This is a genomic window from Niabella pedocola, assembly GCF_021044425.1.
GTDB lineage: Bacteria > Bacteroidota > Bacteroidia > Chitinophagales > Chitinophagaceae > Niabella > Niabella pedocola.
Map to the genome: position 1 here is coordinate 1 of NZ_JAJNEC010000003.1, position 22,995 is coordinate 22,995.

Genomic DNA, 22,995 nt, shown 5'->3' on the forward strand with positions numbered 1-22,995 from the left:
TACAGCTCATTTCCTGGGTCCCTTGCAGGAGACCCTGGAAAGAAATAAGGAATGCGTTTATTACGATTGTCAGAAGGTCCCTGTTTAGTTTCCCATCTTCCCGTGACGTCTCCCGCAGGGGGACGTCCGGGGGGAGTGCGGTGTATGATGATAATGTACAGCTCATTTCCTGGGTCCCTTGCAGGAGACCCTGGAAAGAAATAAGGAATGCGTTTATTACGATTGTCAGAAGGTCCCTGTTTAGTTTCCCATCTTCCCGTGACGTCTCCCGCAGGGGACGTCTGGGGTTTGCGGTGTACGATGATGAGGCGCCGATCATTTCCAGGGTCCCTTGCTGGAGACCCTGGAAAGAAATATTAGTCTATAAATTTGGTGGACTAAAAAAATACTGCTAATCTTGCAACTTATTATGAACTCCCCGTTTTTCAATAACAGGATGAATCAAAAACCATTGATGTGGAACAAAGGGTGCATGTTTAATCCCTTTGTCTGTTGTTGCAGTTGTTAATCCCACGCCTTCTTTCAGGCTTTTTCCTTTTTCATCTTTTCTTTTACTTAACCGATTTTTTCGCAATGGACGACTCGTAGAAATTATATAAAAATGCCGGGCCTGTTGGCGCAGATACCCGGCTGCATCATAAAGTGTTTCCCTGTTAAAAGATCCGGTATGCAATTGCATACAGGCCACCTTATTATTTAATGCAAATCAAATGTAATGAAAAAAAAGTTTACCGTTTTTTTATTGCTAACCTCATTGTTTACACTGCTGCAGAAAAACGTTTATTCACAAGAGCCGCATACCATTATCAATACGCAGTTTACGGGTCATGTATATGACTCGTTGTCGAAACTGCCGCTCGACGGCGCCACGGTATTGATCAAGGGCACCACCAACCAATCACGGGCCGATGAAAAAGGCCATTTTAATTTGAGAACAGGGCAGAAGCTGCCGTTTACCATCATTGTATCTTTTGTAGGATATGAAACCCGGGAAATTTATGTAACAGAGCCGGTTGTTACCGTGCCGTTGGAGCGACGGAAAAATGATCTGGGTGAAGTGGTAGTTGTAGGATACGGTACCCAAAAGCGAAGCAGTATAACGGGGTCTGTAGCCTCGGTGTCAAAAACCGGACTCTCGCAGCCGGCAGTGGCCTTTGATAACCTGCTTCAGGGCTCGGTTTCCGGCGTTGCGGTTACCCAATCATCCGGACAGCCGGGCAGTACCGCTACCATCCGGATCCGCGGCGGCAATTCCATTAATTTCGGAAATGATCCGCTCTATGTGATCGATGGGTTTATTGTTTACAATAATAACAACCTCACCAATACCGGTGCATCCAGCGGAAGCGGCATCAATGCACTGTCAACCATCAATCCCTCGGATATTGAGTCGATCGATATCCTAAAAGATGCAGCGGCTACCGCCATTTATGGATCGAGGGGCGCGAACGGCGTGGTGATCATTACCACCAAGAAGGGCCGCAAAGGAAGAACAGAACTGAATTACAGCGGTTATTTCGGTAAACAGGAAGCAGCAAAAACACATCAACTGCTGAATGGGGCACAATGGGCATCGCTGATCAATGATATCAATAAGAGCGATAACCAGGCGGCAACGTTTACACCCGCGCAGATCGAGGCATTTGGTGAAGGTTACAACTGGCAGCATGCGGCATTGCGAGGCGCTGCAACGCAAAATCATGAACTGTCTATATCCGGCGGTGATGAGAAGTCGCGGTTCCTGATCTCCGGCAATTATTTTGACCAGGATGGTGTGATCCTGAATACCGGTTTCCGGCGTTATTCCGGGCGCATCAACTATGAGCGGGAACTAAACAGTAAGTTTACGGTAGCGGCCAATGTATACCTGAGCAGGGCTGGCCAGGATAAACTTTCCGGTGCTAATTTTGGAAGCATCGGTTTTAATGGTGCCTTTCCCACATTGGTGCTTACGCCTTCCATTGTAAAGATCTGGAATGAGGATGGCAGCTACAACAACCAGAACCCCTATATTGCTACTCCAACAAATGCCCTCCGCGATATCGTGGATACAAAAAACGAAACACAGATCGCCCGCAGCCTGGCGAATGCGTTTGTTGAATACCGGATCATAGAGGGGCTGGTGCTCAAATCTTCTTTTGGTATGGATCAGTTGACCACCAAACAAAATTATTATGCGCCTTCCTATACTGCAGCAGGTTATGCTGCCGGTGGTATCGCCGCTGTTGGCAATGTGCAGGGAAGTTCCTGGCTGAATGAAAACACGCTGACCTATTCAAAAAACATCCGGGACCGCCATGCCGTGAATGTATTGCTGGGGTATACCACCCAATATTCGGAAGATGAAAGTACGGTAGCGGGTGCACAGAAGTTTGCATCGGACCTTACGGAGTATAACAATCTTTCCCTGGGCGGAACGGCGGTATTGCCCGCTTCGGATGCACATGCTGCGGCGCTGAACTCGTTCCTGGGCAGGATCAATTATACATTGGATGATAAATATTCGGTATCCCTTACCCAACGGGCGGATGGCTCTTCGCGGCTGGGCAAAAACAATAAATGGGGATTTTTCCCTTCCGTAGGTGTATCCTGGAATGCGGTAAAGGAGCGCTTCCTGGAGCAAAGCGATGCGGTCTCCAATCTGAAGTTGCGGGCATCGTACGGACAAACGGGCAATTCTGAAGTACCGCCTTACAGTTCGCTTTCCGTATTGGCCGCCAGTAACTATTTTTTCAACGGTGCCCTGGTTACAGGTGTTGCACCAACGCAGCTGGCGAATGAAAACCTGAAGTGGGAAACCACTACGCAATGGAACCTGGGAATTGATGCCGGCTTTTTTAAGAACCGGATCAGCATTACAGCAGATGTGTACGGGAAGAAGACCAGCGATCTGCTATTGTTTGTGCCCTTCCCCTTATATACCGGGTATAATACGGTATTGAAAAATGCCGGGAGTGTTTCCAACAGGGGAATCGAATTTTCTCTCAATACCGATAATATCAGGGGGCGCCGCTTTAGCTGGAAATCTTCCATCGTTTTTGCGGCCAACAGGAATAAGGTGTTGAACCTGGGTGACGGGGTGAATTATTATTACCCCGTGGCACCTACAGGATTTGTGTCGCCGGTTATTGTAAAAGTGGGTCTTCCCGTTTCTACCTTTTGGGGATACCGTACGGATGGATTGCTGACGGCTGCAGATCTTGCGGCAAATGTACCCAAACTTGCAGGCGTATCACAAGTGGAAGGCGACCGGAAATATGTGGATGCCAACCAGGATGGTGTGATCACCACCGCGGATAAAGTAAACCTTGGAAACGCACAACCCCGGTTTACGTTTGGATTTACGAATAACCTGGCCGCGTACGGTTTTGATCTTTCCGTTTTTCTCCAGGGAACCTATGGCAACAAGGTGTTTAACTTTATCCGCCAGAAGCTGGAGATCCCAACCTTGTCGCTGAATGCTTCGGCATCGCTGCTGGACCGGTGGAGTCCTGAACATCCGGAGGGTAAGGAACCCCGGGCTACCAATTCCCCCGTACCCCAGGTGATTGACCGGTATATTGAGGATGCTTCTTTTTTGCGGGTAAAGAATATTACGTTGGGGTATACACTGCCTGCCCATCTGCTTACGAAATATAAAATTACCAAACTGCGGTTTTATATCACCGGGCAAAACCTTATTACGGCAACGCCTTACAGTGGACTGGATCCGGAGGCAAACCTGTATGATGTGGATAATACCAAGCAAGGCATCGACTACGGGATCTATCCCTCTACCAAAACCGTTCTTGTTGGGCTAAACATCACCATTTAATCACTTAAATAATATTATCTGTTATGAATTTCATATTGAAAGGAATCTTCCGGTCTGTGTATTTCATTGCTGCAATCGCCATGACCAGTTGCAATAAACTACAAGAACTCCCGGAATCGGTCATTACCGAAGACCAGTATTATAAAACAGCTGCGGATGCCATCAGCGCCGTGAATGCGGCATATGGAAGCCTCAATGGTGATCCTGCCGGGGATTTTCCCATCTATGGCCGTAACCTGAATATCCTGATCAGCAACGGATCCGACGAGCAGGTATTCAGTCCTTCCAATACCAACCCCGATGTGCGGGCCATTGGAACCATCACCTATGTTGCAGAGAACGACCGGGTGCGGAAAATATGGCAACAGCATTACTATGGCATCAACCGGGCGAATGTGGCCATTGATAAAATACCGGGTATTGAAATGGATGAAACTACGAAGAACCGGCTTATAAATGAAGCCCGGTTTATCAGAGGCCTGCTGTATTTTAACCTGGTGCGCTTGTTTGGCGGTGTGCCGCTGGTACTCCACAATCCTACGTCTACCAATCTTGAAGATGTAAAGGTAGCAAGGGCAGAACCGGAAGCGGTATATACGCAGGTAATCGGTGACCTGACGGCTGCAACAGCATTGCCCGGCTCTTATTCGAGCGCAGATAAAGGGCGTGCTACGGCCGGTGCTGCCTGGGGGCTGCTTGCGAAGGTATACGTAACCACAAAGAACTGGGGGCTGGCGCGGACCACGCTGGAAAAGATCCTTACGGCAGGCACTTTTACCGCGGCAAAGGGCAGTTATGGTTATGACCTCTTTCCTGTGTTTAAAGATGCATTTCAGAAACCCACCAAGAATGGCAGGGAGCACTTGTTTTCGGTACAATATGAATCGAACCTGGGTGCGCGCAACGTTCAGAATTTTTTGAGCGGTTCTAACTTCAATTCCTTTAATCCCAAATCGTTTCCCGGCGATGTACCGGATGAAAATCTTCCCAACATCTTTGACGATGCGGATACCCGTAAGGCAGCCACCTTTTTTACAAAGATGCTGAATCCGGCTACGGGGCAGGAGGTGGATTTTTCCCCGGTAACCCGCTACGCAAAGTTTATTGATTTCAGTTTGAACCCCATTACCAACCAGGCCCAGAGCGGGGTCAACTATCCGGTACTCCGCTACGCGGATATCCTGTTGCTGTATGCAGAAGTGCTGAATGAGCTGCAGGGACCGGTAGCTGAGGCCTATAAAGCATTAAATATCGTCAGGGCCCGCGCGTATGGTTTGTATACCGGCAATGGCAGCTATACCGATCATAGCCGGGATCTTTCCGGCTTGGATCAGACCGGATTCAGGGAAGCTGTGTTCCTTGAGCGCCGGAAGGAGCTGGTACAGGAAGGCAACCGGTGGTTCGACCTGGTACGTAAGGGCGCGCTGGTGGATGCATTGAAAAAAATCGCCGCTAAGGCCGGCAATGTGTCGGAAAAGAATTACCGGTTCCCCATCCCGCAAATAGAGATCGATTTAAACAGTCAGCTTACTCAAAACCCCGGCTATAGCAAATAGTCCGCGGATTTTTTAACATCAACCGTTTTAAAAAAAATGAAATTATGAAAATCAGAATTATTGCAGGTTTTGCACTGCTGCTCATGACGACCCTTCACGTAACGGGTCAGCAAAAAATACCCTTTCAGGGCAAGGTTGGTAAAACACTGGCGGGTTCCGAAGAGTGGTGGCCCAAACCGGTAACGCCACCCGCCCATGCACCCAATGTGGTATGGATTTTACTGGATGATGTAGGATATGGGGCCTCCAGCAGTTTTGGCGGACTGATTCAGACACCTACCTTCGATTCACTGGCGAATAACGGGCTGCGGTATACCAATTTTCATACGGCTGCCATTTGCGCGCCTACCCGTGCTGCCTTGCTCACCGGCCGGAACTCGCATTACGTGGGCGTTGGCGGATTTTCTCATGTGGCGATGTCGGCCGGTTTCCCGGGATGGAGCGGCCGTATCCCCGATGATAAGGGAACCATTGCCCAGATCCTGCAATCCAATGGCTACAATACGTTTGCTGTGGGAAAATACGGGCTCACACCAGATGAGGAGGCTACGGATGCCGGTCCTTTCGACCGCTGGCCCGGTGGAAAAGGATTTGAGCAATTCTTTGGTTTCCTGGGATCCCAGACCGATCAGTATGAACCGGACCTGGTAGAGAACAATGCGCATATAAAAACGGATGGCCGCCACCTGAACGATCAGATCACCGATAAGGCGATCGGGTATATCCAAAAGCAGCAACAGGCGGCTCCGGGTAAACCGTTCTTCCTGTATTATGCACCTGGTGCCGTACATGCACCGCACCAGGTGGCACCGGAGTTCAGCAACCGGTATAAAGGTGCCTTTGATGAAGGGTGGGACCGGTATCGTGAAAAGGTACTCGCCAACCAGATCCGGCTGGGCGTAGTGCCAAAAAATGCCCAATTGCCCGGTCGCAATGCAGATGTACCCGCCTGGGATCAATTGCCGGCAGACAAGAAAAAGTTATACGCCCGGTTTATGGAAGCGTATGCCGGTTATCTTACCTATACCGATTATTGTGTAGGCCGGCTGATCCATTATCTGAAAGAGACAAACCTCCTGGAAAATACCGTGGTGGTGGTCATGATCGGGGATAACGGAGCCAGTAAAGAAGGTACGTTCCAGGGAACGCTGCAAACCCGTAACCTGATTGGCAAACAAACAGAAGAAGAACAGTTCCGGTACAATCTTTCCCGTATTGATGATATCGGATTGCCCCAGGGAAAGAACACCAATTATCCGCTGGGATGGGCGCAGGCTACCAATACGCCATTCCGGCAGTGGAAACAGGATGCCAATGCCGAAGGCGGCACACACAACCCGCTGATCATTTTTTACCCGGAAGGCATCCGGGAAAAAGGCGGTATCCGTACGCAGTACAGCCATGTGATCGATATCCTGCCTACAACGCTCGATCTTGTTGGAATAAAGGCACCGGCTGCTATACGGAATCTTCCGCAGGATACCATCCAGGGATATTCGTTATTTAAAACACTGAATGATGCCGGTGCAACTGCCGATCATAAAATACAACATTACTATATTTTCGGCGCCCGGTCCATCTATGCCGATGGATGGAAAGCTGCTGCCGCTCATCATCCGGATGCCATCGATTATGTAAAAACACGGGGTACCGGCTGGAAAGGTGATCCGGACCGCTGGGAAAAAGATACCTGGGAATTGTATAACCTGAACGAGGATTTTAACGAACGGGTGAACCTGGCAAAAAAATACCCGGAAAAACTCGAAGCCCTGAAAAAGTTGTTTGATCAGCAGGCTGAAAAGAATCAGTTGTACCCGTTGATCGACTGGGAAGATGTGTATGAAAAACGGATCCATAAAAATTATCAGCCCGCGGTGTATAAAACAACCACCCCTGCTACCGGGAAATAAAATACAAGGTTTATGAACGATCTGAATATACTCGCAAAAAAAATAATTATCAGTATCAGCATTGTAATGGTACCACTGGCTTTTATAGCCGGTGGTCTTTACCTGCTGCAATTATTGCTGACACCCTAAATGATTTGATATGCATTATAAAATTGAAAAGCCCCGGAAGCTGACCCGGGACATACTGGTCAGCGTTGGATTGTACCTGTTGCCGGTTGCGTTAATGTTATTCTATTTTTATGTAGCAGATGAAAAACCCTGGCAGCAAAGTACCGCCGAAAACCTGCGGATCATGCGGGAAAATATTCCGTCCTGGCTGCAGTCAACATTTACCCATCTCCGTAAATGGGGGCTTATTGTACTGGCCATCGTGGTTGGAATCATTGAGGTGATCGCGGGTCTTTATGAAAACCGCCGCTGGACGCGTAATGAAAAGATCCTGGACCTGGTTTGTTTTGTGGCGCCCAAGATCCTGTTCATCCCGGTGCTTACTTTTTTCAGCCTGAAACTGCTGCCGTTGTTGTTGCCGGATGTTAAAAATCTATTTGTATGGGTGCCGTTCTGGTGGGGCGCGCTGATCATAGCGGTGGCAGATGATCTTACCCAATACTGGTATCACCGGCTGCATCACCAGGTGCCCTTTCTCTGGCGGTTTCACCGTACGCATCATTCCGCTCCCTATATGGGCATGTCGATGGCCAGCCGGCAAAATATTATTTATACCATCTTTTTTTCGCAGATCTACCTGATTGCAATCCTTACTTACCTCGGCCTGGGATTACCTGCCTTATTTGTTGGCGGTGTAAAATCGCTGATCACGCTTTCGGCGCATAGCAGTATTAAATGGGACCGGCCTTTTTATACCAACCGCTGGCTGCATCCTGTTGGCTGGGTACTGGAACGACTGATCTCCACACCGGCCACGCATCATGCTCATCATGCCGATACCACAGACGACGGTATCGGTCATTACAAGGGGAATTTTGGAAACATGTTCTTTATCTGGGACCTGATCTTTGGCACGGGCATCATTACCCGCAAATACCCCGAAACCTATGGAATCAAATCATATCAGGAGGAAGAATGGTATGCGCAGTTTCTTTGGCCGGTGTTTAAATCCAAGAAGCAGGGAAGTGAGCTGGCTAAAGGAGGACCGGTGGTTGCAGAAGAGCCGCGGCCCTGAGTATGGGTCGCCTTCCGGTGGCGTCTCCCTTAGGGGACGTCCGGGTTTGTGAGAATATCATGTATCGAGCATTTCCAGGGTCCCTTTCAGGAGACCCTGGAATGAAGCAGGTTCTCTGTCTGGTTGCTGATCTTCCCGTGACGTCTCCCGCAGGGGACGTCCGGGTTTGCGAGAATATCATGTATCGGGCATTTCCAAGGTCCCTTTCAGGAGACCCTGGAAAGAAGCAGGTTCTCTGTCTGGTTACTGATCTTCGTGGCGTCTTCCTTGGGGGACGCCCGGGTTTGCGAGAATATCATGTATGAAGCATTTCCGGGGTCCCTTTACAGGAGACCCTGGAAAGAAATAAAGAATGCGTTTATTACGATTGCCAGAAGGCGCCTGTTTAATTTCCAATCTTCCCGTGACGTCTCCCGCAGGGGACGTCCGGGTTTGCGAGAATATCATGTATCGAGCATTTCCAGGGTCTCTTTCAGGAGACCCTGGAAAGAAACTGGTTGTCTGTCTGGTTGCTGATCTTCCCGTGGCGTCTCCCGCAGGGGACGTCCGGGTTTGTGAGAATATCATGTATCGAGCATTTCCAGGGTCTCTTTCAGGAGACCCTGGAAAGAAACTGGTTGTCTGTCTGGTTGCTGATCTTCCCGTGGCGTCTCCCGCAGGGGACGTCCGGGTTTGTGAGAATATCATGTATCGAGCATTTCCAGGGTCCCTTTCAGGAGACCCTGGAATGAAACTGGTTGTCTGTCTGGTTGCTGATCTTCGTGGCGTCTCCAGCAGGGGACGCGCGGGCTTGTGAGAATGTCATGTATCGGGCATTTCCGGGTTCCCTTCAATCTTCCCGTGGCGTCTTCCGCAGGGGACGACCGGGCTTGCGAGAATATCATGTATCGGGCATTTCCAGGGTCCCTTTCAGGAGACCCTGGAAAGAAATAAGAAATGAGTTTACTACGATTGCCAGAAAACCCTCTGTTTAATTTCCAATCTTCCCGTGACGTCTCCCGCAGGGGACGTCCGGGGTTTGTAGCATATGATGATAATGTGTAGATCATTTCCAGGGGCCCTTTCCAGGAGACCCTGGAAAGAAACAGGTTGTCTGTCTGGTTGCTGATCTTCCCGAGGCGTCTCCCGTAGGGGACGCCCGGGCTTAAAAACCTATTGTATTGAGCCGTTTGTCTACCAGGATGCCATCCACCGGTTTCAGCTCAAAATCCAGCTTACGTTTTGCTTTCAGTTTGATGATGAACAGGTCCTGTGTGCCTTCCAGCGCGGGTTGATCGCCAATGTTTACAAATGTGGGATACAAGACTTTTTTTCCGTTGCTGTGCAGCCGGTCATTGGTCATGTTTTCCAGCTCCTTTATGTTTAACGGAGTAATACCGGCAAACTCATAGTCCTGTGTGTTGTAAGGCAGCGCAAAACTCAATCCGTTTACGGCTTTCAGGTTGATCCCTTTTACAAGGATTTCAATGGTCTCATCCTTGTTGTATGTCTTTTTTGATGTGGTGATTTCGATCTGCCCCTGAAGCGTATCAACGGTGGTCATGTCGGCACCACCATCAAGACGTGTGGCCACATTGGAAATATCATAGGCATCGATCAGCCCGTTCTTATTAATATCCCCGTTGCTGATATAACCTTCAAAGTCGCCGTCACCGCTTCTTAACCCGGTATAGTTGATATAGGAGGTCAGATCATTGTTGTCGATGATATGGTCGTTATTGATGTCGCCGGGGATGTAGCTTTCGGATCCGGGTACTTTAAATACATACAGCTCACGGCCGGAACCAAAATCACCCACGGCTTCTGTTACCGAAATCTTTATATACCGCGCGGTAGGATGGTTGCTGAACGGGAAGGTTTTGGTATCGCCATTCTTTGCCCATTCAAAAGCACCAGCATTGGTCCAGTTAGTCTTGCTGGTGCCATATGAAATACTTCCTTTAAGCCATATTCCATTGCCCCTTGTGCGTGGCAGGTACTGGATCTTATCCAGCTGGTTTACGGATCTCAGATCGAGTACCAGTTCAAATGGCACGGCCTTGGTGCCCCATTTGGTATGCCAGGTATTGCCTTCATCAAAATCAAACAACTGGGCAATCTCGCTGCCTTCCTGGTCGGGCGCCGATCCGCTGGCCATAATATCCTTGATGGCAAATTCAAGGGGGTTTACTTTTGTTTTTGCAGAGAGGGCCGCCCAGGGCGATTGTCCATCTTTATTTACCGCCCGGATCCGGAACTGGTAAGGTGTTTCAGGTGTAAGTCCTTCGAACAACAAACTGGTATCCCGGATGGTGGTATATTGCTGACCGTTAAAATCGATCTCATAAAAATCGGCATTGGCTTGTTTCTTCCAGCTAGGCGTTAAGGTATAAGCCTGGCGGTTGCTGTCGATCACCTGGGCCTGCAACGGAGCGGTCAGTTTGCCGTGCTGTTTACGCAACTGATCTTCCGGTGTAAAGAAAAATCCGTTTACCGTAAGTGTAATCGCATGGGTGGTAATATCGGTGGCCGCCAGTTTTACCAGCAGCTGGGGATTTTTAGCAATCGCCATTTGCGCAAACGAACTGCCTGCTGTGGCAAAACGGTTCAGGTTGGGTGCGGCGTCATAATAGTAAACGTTCACCTGCTTCCGGAAGTCTTCCAGTGACGAAGCCGCTTTTAGTTTCATCGTCACGGTTCCTGTTTTTGCAACAATTGCAGCAGGCTTCCGGGTTACATTGATCCGGAACTCGGTGGTTTTGTTTTTTATAAAACCGTCGTAATCGCCCCGGGTGGGCAACACGGTAATGGTTGCGGTATTTTTTTTAACAGCCGATCGGATCTGCGTAGTGGCCCCGGCACCTGATTTGTATGCTTCTGTAAGACCATCGTCGTCATACTCGGTAAAGGTGCTGCTGCCTGCAGGATAGATTTCATAAATACGGGCGGTCCGGTCTATTTGGGTAACGTTATTATTGGGGTTCGTCATGGGAATAATGGCACCGGCTTTTACGAATACCGGTAGTTTCCACAGGGGCGCCTCAAAATTGTTAAGCACACGGTTGCCTTCATAAACAGCTCCCGAAAAGTAATCGATCCAGGTACCGGCCGGCAGGTAAATATTGTTGCGGATATCGTTTCCTTTTTCATCGGCCTTTGTTTCCTGGTAAATCGGCGCAACCAAAAACCAGGGGCCGTATAAATACTGGTATTGTGTAGCCTTTCCATAGGTGAACGTATTGGGGTATTCAAGGAACAATGCCCGGATAATGGGCAGTCCGTTTACCGCCTGCCTGGCAATGCTGTAGGTATACGGCAGCAGCTCCGATTTTAGTTTAAGATAGGTACGGTTGATTGAAGTAACGGGCTCTCCAAGGGCATAGGGATATTTTTCATTGGAGCCCCATCCATCCATATTCAGCTGCATGGGAGTAAAGGTTTTCCACTGGAAGTCGCGGGTATTTACGTTGGTGTTTTTGCCACCGAAAATACCATCCATATCCGACGTGATATTGGGTTGCCCGGAAAGCCCGGATCCCAGGTAGGTAGGAATGTGAAAGCGGATGTACTCCCAAACACCACCGGTCTGATCTCCGCTCCAGATGCCGGCATAACGCTGGGTACCGGCCCATCCGTCTAAAGAAATAATAAACGGCCGGGCGTTGTTTCCATATTTCGGCATGATATGGCCTACGTCTGACACACCGTTCAAACCGAATGAATAACCCGGGCCCACCCAGGCTACATCGGTTTTTAAAACCCGCACACCGGCAATGCCTACTTCTTTTATGATATCGCGTTGCAGCAACGCCGGGATGCTGTCTTTTGGATGAAGATCCGATTGTGTCCAGAGCCCGATCTGTACGCCGTTCTTACGGGCGTAGTCGCCAAATGCTTTCAGGTTCTGGATATTGCTGTCGAGCGTGCTTGTTTGCCCGTAACCCGCTCCATATCCGTCGTTGGGAAGGATCCAGCCCAGTGGAAGGTCGTGTGCCTTATAACGGTCGATCACGCCTCTTGCTGAAAATTGATAATTGTTCTTTTCACCGTTGAGCGATTCTTTAATACCTCCGTTGTCTTTCTGGCTTTCTTTATAGCGCTTGCCGTCTTCAAAAAGCACTCCAACGGAATCGACCTTCCAGTAGTCGCGGTTGTAAGCATTCAGGTGCCCTTCATAAAAGCCAAATTTGGGTAACAGTACCGGGTTACCGGTCAGCTGGTAAAAATCGTTCAGCAAGGCTACCGGCTCCTGGTCAATCATAAAGAATACATCCAGGTAGTTGGTTTCATGCGAAAGGGTGATGGTGTTTTTTTCTTTTGCACCAAAATCGTATTTCCCTTTTTTAAAGGTATACCACATAAAACCATACCCGTTGGTCGACCAGTAAAAGGGGGTAGGGGAGGCTACACCACCGTCTGTCCAGCTGTTCTGGTTTTCGATGGAGATGATCTTGCCCTTGTGCGAAAAACGGCCATTTTGTACACCGCCTCCATAGAAATATTCAGCCGGTTGTTCCTTCAGTTTCAGACTGGTATTTTTTTTATCAAATAGTACCGGGGTAAGCGTTTGTAATACGGTTCGGCCGTTTTTCTTATTGGTAATTTTAAGCAGGGTGGAGGCTTTGCTGAACGTAAGGGTAACGGCATTGGTAGAAACCAGAAGCTGTCCTGGCTGGTTCGTTACATCCAGCTTTGAAACGGCTTTACGCGGTTGGTCGGTAAGAATGGATGCCGGCGGAGTGGCTTCCGGTGCCCGGAGCGGTCCTCCGGCCGGGTCTGTAAACATGCGGAAGATATGTTCCCCATAAAAATCGAGCAGCAGTTCCTGCCGGTTGCTGAACCGGATCTTTACGGTAGTGGCATTTACTTTTTCTGCTCCGGTTATGGTAAGGGTATCGGCCGCCGGTTTTGCTGTGACCGGCAACGGAGCGGTTGTTTGTGCAGTAGCCGTAAAAATAGTTGCTGTGGCAAGGAGTATCGTAACGGATCCTTTTTTAAAAAAGGCGGTTCCAGATTTCAGATTCATTATAGCTGAATTGTATTAAAAATGATCTGGTAAAAGTAATAAAGCCCTGCCGTAAAAAACGGGTTTATGGAAACGATTGCACAAGTTGTATTGTTGGGGTACGGATCAAGAACAAACGATTGCATTCAAAAAATTATCAATTCTGAGAATGTTTTGGAAAACCACCTGCTTCGTTTGCCGGAAGGATTGTATACGGGTATTGCCGGCGTTATCGTAAACGTTGTATTGATGAAAACACATCCCGTTTCCGGAGTAGCCGAATTAACAGGAGGGCCTGTATCCTTCTTCGTTGCGTTCCTGCAACAGGCTTGTACAGGCGGTTTCAATCCCGTGATCAGCAGCATAGCAATGTAACGGCACGCGGATGAAGGCTAAAGCCTGTGATCGTACCGGTGCAGGCTGCGTTACGCACCGGTTAAGCCGGATACGAGCAGCTTATTTACGATCACACCGATTACGATGGCAATGCCAAAACTCAACAGGGTGCCGATCAGGATGTATTCGGTCAGCTTCCGGTCCTGGCCAACCTTAAGATCGCTGAAACGGAAAACAGACTTGGCGGTTACCAGGAACCCGATGGCTACCCATTGCAGGTTCAGGATAAAGATCAGCACCAGTATGCGTTCGATATAACCGATCATCATGCCGGCATGTTGCAGGGATTTGGTTTCAATAATATCGGTTCTGATTTCCGTTGCCGGCGCCCATTTAGACAGGATCAGTTTAATGATTACGGAAACCGGGGTGGTCAGCAATACCAGGCCGGTGGTGGTAATCAGCAGTGCATTTGCCTGTGCCGTGGTCAGGTGCCATGCAAAGGGCTCCATCCACCAGGCCGCAAATACGATCACCGCCAGGTGTAAAGCCTGGTCCAGGATAAAAAACAGTTTCCGGTTCCTGGCAGTTTGCAGCCGGAGTTTGGCAAGATCGATCAGGAGGTGGCTTCCTGCAACAAGGGCCGCCAGCGGCAGGTACCGGGTATCCATTGTAATGAGCAGGATCAATGCAAAATGAATGAGTACGTGCAGGTACAGTTTAGGGCTTTTGTAGGTTTTTCGTTCTTTTTCTTCCACCCAGCGGGACGGCTGCAATACAAAATCGCCCAGTAAATGCGCCAGCAACAGTTTTATGAGTAGTATCATGTGTTAAGACCGGTTATCGTTGTTTGATAAAATGTATTAAAATCCATCAGCAGGTCAAATTGTGCCCGTTTACGGCTCTGACTTACGGCCGATTGATTGATCTTTAATTTTTCTGCGATCTGTTGCTGGTTCCAGTCGGGCTTTTCCAGGAACAGGCACACAATTTCCGCTGCTGCCGGGCTCCAGTTATCCATGATCAGCGATGCAAACCGGGCCATAAGATTCAGCGTGGCATCGGTTTGATCATGGCCGGTGGCAAACGCCAGCGTGGTCTTTTCTTCCTTCATGCCGTCAAATTTCCGGCCTGATCTTACAAACGCTGTTCCGTTCGACTCCGTGATCTTTTCCGTTTGATAAGATACCGCTCCCAACCCAATGCTGAGCCGTACATCCAGTGCTGCTTTTTGTTTGATGATGCTTTTCAGCAGCATGCATTTAAAGAGCGCTTCCGCCGGCTGTGCGCGTAGTTGAAACGCATCACCCCGGTAAATTTCCCAGTCTGCCGGCGTTTGTCCCTGCTTTTTTAAAAAGCTCTTTAATAGAGGCATCCATTCTTTGGGATCCGTACTTTCTGAACGGATGATATCTCCGGTAATGATCGCTATCATGCCTCAAATATAAGCAAATAGACTTATAAATTAGATTATAATCTTAAATGCTTATAAATTTTATTATTAGTTAAAGAGCTTATAATTAGAGGGCTTTGTATTGTAAAAATACTAAAATTATTAGTATTTTAGAAATTTTTCTGCAAGGCCTGAAAGCAGTAGAGGCCTGCCGGAGCGCTTATAAAAGCAGACCCGAGGCTGCTATTATTCAATCGTATACGCTATTTACTCCTTTTTTTTATCATTTATATGGTAAATTAGCCGCGCCATTTTAATTTTAAGCGTATATATACAATTATGTTTCAACTAATCAATAAAACCGCTGTCGTAACAGGAGGCGGAAGTGGTATCGGAAAGGCCGTGGCCGTTTTATTTGCAAAGGCGGGTGCCCGGGTGGTAGTGGCCGATTTTAATAAAGAGGCCGGACTGCAAACCATTGAAGCCATCAATGCCGCCGGCGGCAATGCCGAAGGTGTTTTTCTGGACGTTTCTAACCAGGAGGAAGTAACGGCAGCCTTTGAACAACTGCCGGCAATCGATATACTGGTAAACAGTGCCGGGATCTCCCATATCGGTAAGGCCGATACAACAGCAGAAGCCGATTTTGACCGGGTTTACAATGTAAATGTAAAAGGTGTTTATAATACCCTGCATGCGGCCATACCCCGGATGAAGGCCCAGGGCGCGGGTGTGATCATCAATATGGCTTCCATTGCTTCCAGTGTGGGATTGCCGGACCGCTTTGCTTACTCCATGAGTAAGGGTGCCGTGCTGGCGATGACCTTGTCGGTGGCAAAAGATTATATCAGCGATGGCATCCGCTGCAATTGTGTTTCTCCTGCACGGGTGCATACGCCGTTTGTAGACGGATTCCTGGCAAAGACCTACCCGGGCAGGGAAAAAGAGATGTTCGATAAGTTATCCAAAACCCAACCCATTGGCCGCATGGCAAAACCGGAAGAGATTGCGGGGCTGATCCTGTACCTGTGCAGTGATGAAGCTTCGTTTATTACGGGCTGCGATTATCCGATCGACGGCGGGTTTATTAAATTGAATAATTAATCCCTGTGCATGCAGGCTGGTGGTTAGCGGTGGGTATATCGACTGCTATGAACTACCTTTAAACAGCATTCAAACGGCAGCGCCGCTTAACGGGTGACAGAACCCTCCGGATGGTATCACCGCGGCGTTGTTGAAAATGCAGACATAGATCATCAAACAAGAAATAAAAATCAGGATATGAAATTAATACGATTTGGGCAGCCGGGAAAGGAAAAAACAGGTGTGCTTATAGACGGTGTACGTTATGATACATCCGCATTTGGAGAAGATTATAATGAGGCTTTTTTTGAAAATAACGGGCTGGAGCGATTGAAGCAGTTTGTAAATGAGCAGGCCGCCGGTTTGCCAGCGGTAGATGAAAATGAACGTTGGGCGAGTTGTGTAGCCCGTCCTTCCAAAATTATTTGTATCGGGCTGAACTATGCCCTGCATGCGAAGGAAACCAATGCACCTGTTCCTAAGGAACCAGTGGTCTTTTTTAAATCGACTACCGCATTGTGCGGCCCTTTTGACGATGTGATCATTCCGAAGAATTCCGTTAAAACGGATTGGGAAGTGGAACTGGCCGTAGTGATCGGGAAAAAGGCCTCCTATGTGGATGAAGCCGCAGCATTGGACTATGTGGCAGGGTATGCGCTGCACAATGATTACAGCGAACGTGAATTCCAGATCGAACGCGGTGGCCAATGGGTAAAAGGAAAGAGCTGCGATACATTTGCACCACTGGGACCCTTTATGGCTACAAGTGATGAAATCGCAAACCCGAATGATCTTAAGCTTTGGCTGAAAGTAAATGGAACGATGATGCAGGACTCTACTACTTCCGATTTTATTTTCAACATCCAGCAGGTGATCAGTCATCTGAGCCAGTTTATGACCCTGTTGCCGGGAGATGTAATTTCTACCGGAACACCGGCTGGTGTGGGGCTGGGACAAAAACCCGAACCCTGGTACCTGAAGCCCGGCGACGTGGTGGAGCTTGGTATTGAAGGACTGGGTACCTCAAAACAAACCGCCGTGGCGTATCCGCAGCAGTAGTATAGCGTATTATACGCGGGCTGTATCAAAAGTTTTCGCTTTGTATTGGCTTTCATAAAGCAACTTTTGATACAGCTTTTTTATGCGCCTGCCGGAAGCAGATGATTTCCCCGGTATGTGCTTCCGGTGTATGTGCATCGCGGATCCGCTACACCTTCGCCAACGCTGTGCCGGCCTTTTTCTTTTCCCGCTTGATCTGCTTGTCGCCCCATAGTTTTAAATGCCCGATAAAAGGGATCAGCTCCTTACCGGTTTCCGTAAGTGCATACTCTACCCGCGGTGGTACCTCATGGTAAACGGTTCTGCTCACCAGGTGGTCTTCTTCCAGTTCCCGCAGCGTTTGAGTAAGCATCTTGGGCGTAATGTTTTGCACAAGGCGTTTGAGTTCGCCATAACGCAGCACATTTTTATGTGCATGAATGTACCATAAAATACGGCCCTTATATTTTCCGCCGATCCTCCGGAAGGCGTAATCTAAGGAGCAGACGTAGTCTGTAGAAAATATTTTTGCCATTTAACAGGTTTTTATTCGCTGATAATCAACAATAGTATACTTTTAGTATATAGGTTACTAAAAAGTGCATACTTGTTTTAAAGGTACTATAAAAATAGATTTGCATGCTAAAAATGAATCGAACAATGAAAGCAATTTTATTACAGGAGGCCGGAGGGGTGGAGCAACTGCAGCTGGCAAACATACCCCAACCGGTAATTAAGGAAAATGAAGTACTGATAAAAACAAAAGCGGTTAGTATTAACCCGGTTGATGTAAAGGCAAGGGCAAACGATAAAACACTTGACTGGCTTTTTGGTGCGCAACGTCCCGTTATACTGGGGTGGGATGTTTCGGGTGAAGTGGTGGCAACGGGCACCCACAGCACAATGTTCAAAAAAGGCGATGCTGTATTTGGTATGATCAATTTCCCGGGAAGCGGCAATGGTTATGCCGAATATGTTGCCGCCCCGGAAGATCAGCTGGCACTAAAACCTGAAGGCAGCTCCCATGAGGTAGCCGCCGCAGCTACACTGGCAGCCTTAACGGCCTGGCAGGCGTTGGTTACCGGCAATCCTGTTGGTAAGGGTGATAAAGTGCTCATTCATGCAGGTGCCGGAGGAGTAGGACATTTTGCGGTGCAGATCGCAAAGCTGCTGGGTGCTTACGTGGTGGCTACTTCATCTGCAAAGAACAGGGATTTTATTCTTTCCCTGGGCGCGGATGCGCATATTGATTATACAACGGACCGTTTTGAGGAGGTACGTACCGACGTTGATTTTGTACTGGACACAATAGGTGGCGAGGTGCTGTTGCGGTCCGTCATTGCAACCAGGACCGGCGGAAAAATCATTACGCTGCCTACACCGGATTTTTCTGCGGCAGCAAAGGAAGCGGCTGCAGAAAAAAAGATTGATCTCAAACAGATCATGGTACATTCAAACGGACAGGATATGCAGTCGATTGCAACATTGCTTGCGCAGGGAAAACTAAAGGCACAGGTGGCGGCCGTTTATCCGATGGAGGAACTGGCAAAGGCGCATCTTGAAGTAGAAACCGGAAGAACAGTGGGTAAAGTAGTGGTTAGCTGGTAAGATGGTACAGGCTCCGGGCCATGTCCGGAGCTGTTTTAAAAAAGGATCGCTTCCGATTATCGCAACGGCGCCAGCTTTTCACCAGTCCAGCGGTATTTAATGGCCTTGTTGGTGCTGTATTTTACATTATTGCTGTCCCAGCTGGCAACTTTTTGTCCCTCTTCAAAAAGGATCTCGCCGGCTTCCTGCTTTTCAATGATCATATCTTTGATACCTTCCATATCACTGGGATAAATAAAATAGGTACGGTCGAAGTATTCCCCGTCCGGCGTGTCCAGCTGTCTTCTTACAAAATGCAGCTGTTGGTCTGTCCAGAAAAAAGTGAGTGTACCGCCGGCCTCTCCGCAGGCTTCGGAACCGCCGTTGACCTCAATAATATCATCTACGTTTCTTAATCCTTTATTGGACCGGTTTTCGCAGCTATATAAACGGGGCGACCTGCTGCCCAGGCCTTCAAAAGAAAGCCGCTGCAGCTCCCGGCCGTTTTTTACCACCCGTAGCTGCAGTACAATACCGGTGTCTGTAACCCGCTCAACACCATAATGAAAACTAATATCCGGATTTTTGTGACTTCTGAAGGAAGCCAGTGCGAGTTTGCCGCCCCAGATAAAGCCGCTTTTGCCGTTGTGGTAAGTAACCTCGTACCAGGGAAAAACAACCCCGTTTAATGCCAGCGCCACGGAGCTGATGCCGGTGATCTTCAGCGGAGTGCCAACCGGAATAAGCGCGACAGTTTCAGCAGTTATAGAAGGTGCGGTACGGATGTTTACACTATCCGCCAATGCATAAACCGTCTGCTGTTTCTCAAATAATCCCAGCGTATCGGATTGTGCATGTATCGTCAGGGCCGCAAGCCAACAGCAGCAGGTAAAAAATGTTCTTTTCATAGTACGTATAAAAAGAGAAAGGGGAGTGCCCTTTCTCTTTATGTAATTATAAATTGATAATGCTAACGGCGAATGATCCGGTAACGGATATCCGGGTTCCTTATCCTTCCTGCATCGATTCCAGCACAGCTTCTGTAACCCCAGTAAAGCTGAAACCTCCGTCGTGGAAGAGATTCTGCATGGTTACGTAACGGGTAAGGTCGCTGAACATAACAGAAATATAATTGGCACAGTCTTCGGCAGGAGCGTTGCCCAGGGGACTCATTTTCTCCGCGTAACTGATGAAATTGTCAAAGCCTTTTACACCACTGCCTGCCGTTGTTTTTGTAGGCGACTGGGAAATGGTATTGATCCGTACTTTTTTCTTAACACCATAGTAGTAACCGAATGTGCGGGTAATGCTTTCGAGCAGTGCCTTGGCATCCGCCATTTCGCTGTAGTCCGGAAAAACACGCTGTGCGGCAATATAGGTCAGTGCAATTACGCTGGCTTGTTCGTTCAACGCATCCAGGTCCCAAGCCGTTTTTAAGATCCGGTGCAGGCTCATCGAAGAGATGTCGAATGTTTTATGATTCCAGTCGTAGTTTAAATCGGTATATCCCTTTCCCTTGCGCACATTTAAACCCATACCTACGGAGTGCAGGATAAAATCGATCTTTCCTCCAAAATGTGCGATTGATTGTTCAAACAGGGCTTTCAGGTCATCCATGCTGGTAACATCGGCGCCGATCACGGGAGCATTGCCGCATTCTTCGGCCAGCTTGTTGATTTCGCCCATGCGCAACGCTACCGGAGCATTGGTCAGCACCAGTTCTGCGCCTTCACGATAACATTGCTGTGCTGTTTTCCATGCAATGGATTTTTCATCCAGTGCACCAAAAATGATTCCCTTTTTCCCTTTTAAAAGATTATATGCCATACAGTTGAATTATGAGCGGTAAAAATAAGAATATAATTCATCATTTCAGATTTTTATCCGCCTGGCGACCCGGATCCCCTTTCTCGCTTTTTATGTCCGGTTTTTCGTTCTTTGCCGATTGCTGATCCAGGTAATGAAGAATGCCTTCCATAACACCCGTGGCCTGTTTCTCTTTTGCGAAATATACCTGCCGGCTGCGTTTCAGCGATTCCAACTCGGGACTATGATTGGATACTACAATACCTCGGGTTTGACCGCGCAGCATATCGATATCATTTCCTCCATTCCCCGCTGTAATAAAATGATCCAGCGGCAGCTGCCATTTATAACTCAGGTAGCGTACGGCGTTCCCTTTGCCGGCTCTAACGGGTAAAATATCCAGGTACCGGTTGTCGGTCAGCAATATTTTTGCCCGCAGTTTGCGGTCGTCAAGGAATTTGTAAAGGTTCGCAAGATCGCCTTCCTTAAAGCGTTCGTCAACGTAGTAGCTGAGCTTGTATTCCCATTGGGCTTCGGGCTCCTGCAAGTGTAAACCGGGATAGTTCTCCAGGGCTGCTACCAGCTCTTTGCGCTTCCATTGATGATTGATATGACGTTCCCACCCGGGGTCCGGAACAAAATTTCGGGTATAATAGATTTCTGTGCCGGCAGAGCAGATGAGGATATCGGGTTCCGGGAACCGGAACTGCTGAAGCGCAGCATGTGTAAGCGCCTTATTCCGGCCGGATGCAATTCCGAAGATCACTTTGTTCTTATTTTCATCCACCCATTGTTTGATGGAGTCCAGGCCCGAATCATCATCTCCTTCTACAAGGGTTCCGTCGAGATCTGATATAAGAAACAGATCCGCCTTCATGAGTTTTTTACCAAAGGGCAATTCCTGGGTGTCGCTCGGCTGTGCAGAGGGTTTATAAATTTCATCAATCGATTTGATATAATTCTTTACGTGCGCTTCCCATGAATAGTCTTCCTGGCCGGCTCTTATACCGTTGGCAGAATATTGTTCCCAGAGCGCCGTATCAGCAATGATTTTCTTTAATGCATCGGCCACCTCTTTGGTGTCCTGTACATTTACCAGCATGCCGTTGTGGGCATTCCCGATGATCTCTTTCGGGCCTCCGGTGGGTGAAGCTACAATCGGCAGACCGCAGGCGGCGGCTTCCACAATGGTTAACCCGAAATTTTCACCAGGGGTGGCATTTACAAATACACCTTTCCGTTGTGCTGCCAGGCGGTATATTTCGGGCACTTCCAGCGATGGATCATTTTTTTTGGGTAATGCCATCTTCCCGTAAAGATCGTATTTGTCCATCAGCAACAGCAGCCGTGTAAGGATCTCCTGCTCGTCTTCCGGCATTTGGGTAATGTCCTTACGCACACCGGCAAAAATAGCGAGGTTGGCCATGCTTTGGAGTTCCTTGTCCTGGCCGAAGCAGTCGATGATCGTTTCAAAATTTTTACGCTTATCAGCCCGGCCGATCGATAGGACCAGGGGCTTGCCGGGGGCAAAAAGAAAACGCTCAATCTCGGAGCTTACCCGGTACATGGCCTGTTCCTGCTCCAACGGTACCGTAAAGGATGGCAGCCCGATGCGGTAGAACGGATAAAATACCTCGTTATTAATACCGGGCGGAATGATCCGGAACCGGGCCTGGTCTTTGTTTTGATAGGCACTGTATTGGGTGTCGATTTCGTGCTGTGTGCTTGCAATGATCAGGCTGGCCAGTTTCAGGGTTTTTTCTTCTTCATTTACCCTGCGGATCATATTGAATTTCTGGTTGATCGTTTCTTCCGAAAGTCCGTCCTTTAGCAGGATGTTCTTTTTATTCAGCCCCAATGAATGACCGGTGGCGATAAACGGAATTTCGAAGATCTTGCTGATCTCACCGGCGATATAATTGCCGTCGGCGTAATGCCCGTGTACGATATCGGGATAATCGTCCTGCTTTTCGATAAAACGGATCACCTTGTCTACAAATTCATCAAGGTTATCCCATAAACTTTCTTTAGGTTTGTATAGTTGACCGCCGCAATTGATGCGTACAATACGGGCTTTGGAAGATATGGTTTCGATTTCATGATTGTATGTTTCTGATACCCGCTTGTCTGCGATCCGTCTTGTGAAAAGATCCACCTTCCTGACCTGCGGATGATGAGACAGGGCCTCCAGTAGTTCCAATACGTATTTTACCTGTCCGCCCGTATCTTTATCCCTTCCGATTTCAGGATGCTGATAACGGATCAAACCATGCGGACTAAAGAGTTGTATGTAGTATTTCTGCAT

At 48.4% G+C, this 22,995-nt stretch carries 16 protein-coding genes; 8 read left to right on the top strand and 8 right to left on the bottom strand.

All coding sequences use genetic code 11. The features are described from left to right. Window positions 1-391: 391 nt before the first annotated feature. Window positions 392-679: a hypothetical protein gene (locus tag LQ567_RS01180; RefSeq protein WP_231002261.1), complete on the bottom strand. Its 288-nt coding sequence runs from the start codon at window positions 677-679 to the stop codon at window positions 392-394. A gap of 36 nt (window positions 680-715) precedes the next feature. On the opposite strand from LQ567_RS01180, the gene LQ567_RS01185 reads away from it, so the two are divergent. From LQ567_RS01185 to LQ567_RS01200, 4 genes are all read left to right on the top strand, one after another. Next, window positions 716-3,814: a SusC/RagA family TonB-linked outer membrane protein gene (locus LQ567_RS01185; RefSeq protein WP_231002262.1), complete on the top strand. Its 3,099-nt coding sequence runs from the start codon at window positions 716-718 to the stop codon at window positions 3,812-3,814. Window positions 3,815-3,837: 23 nt separating this feature from the next. Then, window positions 3,838-5,370, top strand: a complete 1,533-nt coding sequence (locus tag LQ567_RS01190; RefSeq protein ID WP_231002263.1) for a RagB/SusD family nutrient uptake outer membrane protein — start codon at window positions 3,838-3,840, stop codon at window positions 5,368-5,370. A 44-nt stretch (window positions 5,371-5,414) separates the two neighbouring features. Continuing rightward, window positions 5,415-7,280: an arylsulfatase gene (locus tag LQ567_RS01195; RefSeq protein ID WP_231002264.1), complete on the top strand. Its 1,866-nt coding sequence runs from the start codon at window positions 5,415-5,417 to the stop codon at window positions 7,278-7,280. Between the two features lie 139 nt (window positions 7,281-7,419). After that, window positions 7,420-8,463 (top strand): sterol desaturase family protein, encoded by a 1,044-nt coding sequence (locus LQ567_RS01200; protein WP_231002265.1) that lies wholly within the window; start codon window positions 7,420-7,422, stop codon window positions 8,461-8,463. 1,144 nt (window positions 8,464-9,607) lie between these two features. Here LQ567_RS01200 and LQ567_RS01205 read toward each other — a convergent pair. Then, window positions 9,608-13,468, bottom strand: coding sequence for a TIM-barrel domain-containing protein (locus LQ567_RS01205; RefSeq protein ID WP_231002266.1), 3,861 nt, complete (start codon window positions 13,466-13,468; stop codon window positions 9,608-9,610). Between the two features lie 66 nt (window positions 13,469-13,534). Here LQ567_RS01205 and LQ567_RS01210 point away from each other — a divergent pair, with 66 nt between their 5' ends. Further along, a complete protein-coding gene (locus LQ567_RS01210) occupies window positions 13,535-13,822 on the top strand; it encodes a hypothetical protein (RefSeq protein ID WP_231002267.1) in 288 nt (95 codons plus the stop codon). Between the two features lie 50 nt (window positions 13,823-13,872). Here LQ567_RS01210 and LQ567_RS01215 read toward each other — a convergent pair whose 3' ends face one another. Together LQ567_RS01215 and LQ567_RS01220 are read right to left on the bottom strand one after the other, a co-directional pair. Further along, window positions 13,873-14,610: a DUF3307 domain-containing protein gene (locus LQ567_RS01215; protein ID WP_231002268.1), complete on the bottom strand. Its 738-nt coding sequence runs from the start codon at window positions 14,608-14,610 to the stop codon at window positions 13,873-13,875. Continuing rightward, a complete protein-coding gene (locus LQ567_RS01220) occupies window positions 14,607-15,218 on the bottom strand; it encodes a SatD family protein (protein WP_231002269.1) in 612 nt (203 codons plus the stop codon). The genes LQ567_RS01215 and LQ567_RS01220 overlap by 4 nt, the downstream gene beginning before the upstream one ends. A gap of 297 nt (window positions 15,219-15,515) precedes the next feature. Between LQ567_RS01220 and LQ567_RS01225 the strand changes: the two genes are divergently transcribed. Both LQ567_RS01225 and LQ567_RS01230 read left to right on the top strand, forming a co-directional pair. Further along, entirely contained in the window at window positions 15,516-16,280 is a 765-nt protein-coding gene (locus LQ567_RS01225) for an SDR family NAD(P)-dependent oxidoreductase (RefSeq protein ID WP_231002270.1), read from the top strand. A gap of 177 nt (window positions 16,281-16,457) precedes the next feature. Next, window positions 16,458-17,318 (top strand): fumarylacetoacetate hydrolase family protein, encoded by an 861-nt coding sequence (locus tag LQ567_RS01230; protein ID WP_231002271.1) that lies wholly within the window; start codon window positions 16,458-16,460, stop codon window positions 17,316-17,318. 148 nt (window positions 17,319-17,466) lie between these two features. On the opposite strand, the gene LQ567_RS01235 is transcribed toward LQ567_RS01230, so the two are convergent. Then, a complete protein-coding gene (locus tag LQ567_RS01235; RefSeq protein ID WP_231002272.1) occupies window positions 17,467-17,832 on the bottom strand; it encodes a winged helix-turn-helix transcriptional regulator in 366 nt (121 codons plus the stop codon). A gap of 125 nt (window positions 17,833-17,957) precedes the next feature. On the opposite strand from LQ567_RS01235, the gene LQ567_RS01240 reads away from it, so the two are divergent. After that, window positions 17,958-18,905 carry an NADP-dependent oxidoreductase gene (locus LQ567_RS01240; RefSeq protein WP_231002273.1) on the top strand — a complete coding sequence of 316 codons (948 nt, stop codon included), beginning with the start codon at window positions 17,958-17,960 and terminating at the stop codon, window positions 18,903-18,905. A gap of 56 nt (window positions 18,906-18,961) precedes the next feature. On the opposite strand, the gene LQ567_RS01245 is transcribed toward LQ567_RS01240, so the two are convergent. From LQ567_RS01245 to LQ567_RS01255, 3 genes are all read right to left on the bottom strand, one after another. After that, complete coding sequence (locus LQ567_RS01245) at window positions 18,962-19,792, bottom strand: SH3 domain-containing protein (RefSeq protein ID WP_231002274.1); 831 nt, start codon at window positions 19,790-19,792, stop codon at window positions 18,962-18,964. A 100-nt stretch (window positions 19,793-19,892) separates the two neighbouring features. Continuing rightward, window positions 19,893-20,711, bottom strand: a complete 819-nt coding sequence (locus LQ567_RS01250) for an enoyl-ACP reductase FabI (protein ID WP_231002275.1) — start codon at window positions 20,709-20,711, stop codon at window positions 19,893-19,895. A 40-nt stretch (window positions 20,712-20,751) separates the two neighbouring features. Next, window positions 20,752-22,995, bottom strand: coding sequence for an HAD-IIB family hydrolase (locus LQ567_RS01255; RefSeq protein WP_231002276.1), 2,244 nt, complete (start codon window positions 22,993-22,995; stop codon window positions 20,752-20,754).